Genomic DNA, 2,495 nt, shown 5'->3' with positions numbered 1-2,495 from the left:
ATTAAATTTAGGGCTTCATCTATACTTAGTCTTTTCAAATTTATCCTTCCGGTTTGCCTTTGCGATATGGTTTTAGTGCGTCGATGATTTTTTGATTTAGCGTCGGCAGATAGTCCTTGATGGCTATCTCTATCAGCTCAAAATTTAGCCGTTCGTATTCGTGCGAAGCGATATTTCTGGTGGCGTTGATAGCTCTTATTTCATCTTTGCTAAAGATCGCCAAAGCCTGCAAATCGTTGCTTTCTTGCAGCCCTTTTAGCAGGGCGTGGATATTGATGAACTGCATCATTATCGCAGGCTGCAAAACGTCCTCGTCGGCAAGAGCCTGCGCTACGCCGCCCTCGCATTTATTTAGGATGGATGAAATTTTATCAGATATCTTTTTTAATCGCTCGACGCTTGATTTTTCAAACATAAATCGCTCCTTGCAGCAGCTTTGCTTTTTCTTCGCGACTTAAAGAGGCAGTATCGCACAGATCGACATTTGCATTAAATTTACTGGATAGCTTTTTTTTAAAATCGTCTAAAAAGGCCAGCGCCGAAAATGGGTTTCCTAAATTTTTTACCATTTTTGCCCCGTCGGTTTCGATCGCGATGTCGATGTCTGAAAACGCGTCGGCGCTACCTTTGGCGTAGCTGCCGAAAAGCCCTAGCTCGGTAACGCCTACCGCAAAAAGCCTCTTTTTCTGTGACGATAAAAATTTTAAAATTTCATCTTTGCTGTTAATCGCTTTTTTCGGTGCGGTTTTAGCGCTCACTCTACGCCTCTTTCGGATCTACGGGCGCTTCTTGTTTGGCATCGGAGCTTTGCGCGTCTTTGCTCGCGGCGACGTTGGAATTTTTATCGTCGGTACTCGTACCGTCCGCGTCGCCTAAATTTGAACCGCCGTCATTTAAATTTACGCCGTCTGCGCCGCTAAAATTTCGACTGCTATCTTTTTTAACCACGATCTGGCCGTTTTTTACGCCTAAAATTTCGACTCGGTCACCCTCGTTAAGCTCCGAAATTTCATCGCTTTTCCAAAACGTGCCTTTGAAATAGACCATGCCGTTTTTGACGGTGCCGGTGCCGCTTTCGTCTAAAAAATTATCCTTATGCTTCTCTTCTGGTTTGAAAAAGCGCGATTTTAGCGGCTTTTTAAATGCGATCAGAAGCACGAAAGAGAGTACGAACGAAAGCAGAATCTGCACGTCCCAATCAAGATGAAAGCCGAAGCTCAAAAGCCCCGTGATAAAAAATCCGGCGCTGAAAAATATAAAGGTAAAATCCATCACCAAAAGCTCGACGATCGCCAAAATCACGCCGATTATGATAAAAATCAGCGCGTTCATTTGAGCTCCTTCGCGCCGTTTTTGCTGAGGAATTCTTTAAGCACGCTAAGAGAGCCAATAAGCTCGCTCGTTTCGTAAGGGATCAAAATTTTATCCTTGCTCGGGTTTTTGGACAGCTCGCTGAAAGCGTTTACGCGACCCTGCGCGAGCAGGTATTCCGCCGCAAAGCTGGAAGCGCTCATCGCTAAATTTATACTGTCCATCGCGTCTTTTTGACCTTGCGCAAGCGCGATCTGCTCATATTTTTTCGCATCAGCCATACGCTCGATCGCCTCGGCTTCAAGCACCTTCTCCTGCTTTAGCGCTTCGGCGTTTCGGATGAGGGCCGCTTTTTCAGCCTCGGCTTTAAGCTCGATCGCGCGCTTTTCGCGCTCGGCTTTCATCTGCATATTCATCGCCTCTTCGATGCCGTGCGGTACCGAAATTTCGGAAATCTCCACGCGCATGATCTTTACGCCCCAGTTATCCGCGGCGTCGCCCAGAGCGATTTGCAGCTTGGAATTTAGCTGATCGCGCGAGCTAAGCGTGTTGTCTAAGCTCATCTCGCCGATCGCGCTACGTAGCGTCGTCATCGCTAAATTTGAAATCGCGCGGCGATAATCCTCGACGTTGTAAAGCGCCATCTTACCGTCGATGACCTTCAAAAACACGATACCGTCGACGCTTATGTTGACGTTATCTTTGGTGATGACTTGCTGCTTGCTGATGTCCACCAGCTGCTCGCGCACGCTCATCTTCGCGCGCACCGCGTCAAAAAACGGCACGATGATGTGAAAGCCGCCGTCTAGCACCTTATGAAAGCGACCCAGCCGCTCGATAATCAAAATTTCCGATTGCGAGACGATCTTGACCCCCATCTTTAGAATTGCCGCGATGAGGACGCAAAATACTATTACCGTAGTTACGAACCCTTCCATTTTCACTCCTGAATTAAAATTTTGCAATTATAGCATTTTTAGCTTATTTTGGCTTTTAAGGCGCGTCGTGATACAATCGCTTAAAATTTTTTATAATTAAATTTACGGGATAAAATTTTATGATCAGATACATCGTGCTGCTTCGCCATTCACGCAACTACCGACTGCTCTTTTCGGCGGGTTTTATATGTATGTTCGGCTTGTGGTTTTCGGTCGTTGGGGTCGCCACGCTACTGATTGAGCTTG

Annotated in this window: 4 protein-coding genes; all 4 read right to left on the bottom strand. The window is 46.4% G+C overall.

Features of this window, described 5'->3' with window-relative positions; translation table 11 throughout:
• Positions 1 to 40: 40 nt before the first annotated feature.
• Genes Q0256_RS11120 through Q0256_RS11105 form a run of 4 tightly spaced genes read right to left on the bottom strand, consistent with a single transcriptional unit; the run spans position 41 to position 2,249 of the window.
• The gene (locus Q0256_RS11120) at positions 41 to 415 is read right to left on the bottom strand and encodes a HepT-like ribonuclease domain-containing protein (RefSeq protein WP_297963096.1); all 375 of its coding nucleotides are present in this window, start codon (positions 413 to 415) and stop codon (positions 41 to 43) included.
• Positions 408 to 758: a nucleotidyltransferase family protein gene (locus Q0256_RS11115; RefSeq protein WP_297963094.1), complete on the bottom strand. Its 351-nt coding sequence runs from the start codon at positions 756 to 758 to the stop codon at positions 408 to 410. The genes Q0256_RS11120 and Q0256_RS11115 overlap by 8 nt, the downstream gene beginning before the upstream one ends.
• Position 759: 1 nt before the next feature.
• Complete coding sequence (locus Q0256_RS11110) at positions 760 to 1,332, bottom strand: NfeD family protein (RefSeq protein ID WP_297963092.1); 573 nt, start codon at positions 1,330 to 1,332, stop codon at positions 760 to 762.
• Positions 1,329 to 2,249, bottom strand: coding sequence for an SPFH domain-containing protein (locus Q0256_RS11105; protein ID WP_297963090.1), 921 nt, complete (start codon positions 2,247 to 2,249; stop codon positions 1,329 to 1,331). The genes Q0256_RS11110 and Q0256_RS11105 overlap by 4 nt, the downstream gene beginning before the upstream one ends.
• Positions 2,250 to 2,495: the final 246 nt, after the last annotated feature.

This window comes from uncultured Campylobacter sp., assembly GCF_937949835.1.
GTDB lineage: Bacteria > Campylobacterota > Campylobacteria > Campylobacterales > Campylobacteraceae > Campylobacter_B.
This window is presented reverse-complemented; position numbering and strand designations above follow the sequence as displayed.